Source organism: Pararhizobium sp. P1_E7 (assembly GCF_056405855.1).
Window position 1 is genome coordinate 1 of sequence record NZ_JBFUBH010000212.1, and the last position, 1310, is coordinate 1310.

The window sequence follows — 1310 nt, forward strand, 5'->3', positions numbered from 1 at the left end:
AAATCGGTGGTTCTGGCTGATCTGGATCGGATGATCATCACCTCTACTGCGACTATCGTGGCGTGTGCGATTGTCATGTGCCTTGCCGGCTGGTTCGTCGCGAGCCGCTTCAGCAGGCGCATCGCTGGTGCCATCAGCCAGACTACTGAATTGGCGCGAGGCAATTTTGACGTCGCCTTGTCCGACACCGCAACGAACGACGAAATCGGCGACCTTGCGCGCGCACTGGAGATCCTGCGCAATGCCGGAAGGCGCAAGATTGAACTCGAACGCGAGACAGAACTGTCTCGTGAGCAACAGGAAGCCGAACGGATTGAACGTGCGCGCATTTCTGAAGCACAGGAAGCTGAGGTGGAGTTTGCAGTCCACGAACTCGCAGATGGCCTAAAGAGACTGTCAGGCGGCGACATGACGGTTCGCTTGGGGCGACCCTTTACCGCTTCTCTCGACCCAATCCGCCTCAATTTTAATCACTCGGTTGAAACGCTCGAAGATGCCATGCTCGCATTCTCCGAGAACGCCAACACAATTCATGGCGGATCCGAAGAGATTCGAAATGCCGCCGACAATCTGGCCCGTCGAACTGAGCAGCAGGCGGCATCCGTTGAGGAAACTGCAGCGGCGCTCGCGGAAATCACGAGTTCGGTAAAGGACTCCACGTCACGTGCCGAGACCGCTGGTACGCGAGTTTCGCAAACCCGGGAAAGGGCGGAGCAGTCTGGTATTGTTGTCCGTCGCGCCGTCGATGCCATGGGTGCCATCGAGCGATCCGCCGACTCCATATCGAATATCATCGGCGTAATCGACGAAATCGCTTTCCAGACCAACCTTCTCGCCCTTAACGCTGGCGTAGAGGCCGCCCGTGCTGGTGAGGCTGGTAAGGGCTTCGCTGTCGTAGCGCAGGAAGTTCGAGAGCTGGCGCAGCGCTCTGCGCAGGCAGCAAAGGAGATCAAGGCTCTCATCAACACGTCGAGCGGTCAGGTTGCGGAAGGCGTTTCACTCGTTGGACAGACCGGTGAAGAGTTGGAGACGATCGTGCAAGAGGTCCAAGAGATTAATCGCCACGTGGAGGCCATTGTGGGTGCCGCGCGCGAACAGGCCAGCAGCCTTCAAGAGATCAATACCGCCGTCGGACAGATGGATCGGATGACCCAACAGAATGCTGCAATGGTCGAAGAATCCAATGCGGCGACCCACACACTTGCCAGCGAGGTCAGAGCCCTGACGAGCCGCCTGGAGCAGTTCCGCATCGGGCGCAACCAGGACGCGGGTCGCATGGCGGCGTAAAGGCATACAACATGCCCAAAAGG

At 58.4% G+C, this 1310-nt stretch carries 1 protein-coding gene; it reads left to right on the forward strand.

Features of this window, described 5'->3' with window-relative positions:
• Positions 1-1287: methyl-accepting chemotaxis protein (locus AC1D17_RS28990; RefSeq protein ID WP_477568639.1), on the forward strand; the 1287-nt coding region annotated here is incomplete at its 5' end.
• Positions 1288-1310 lie beyond the last annotated feature (23 nt).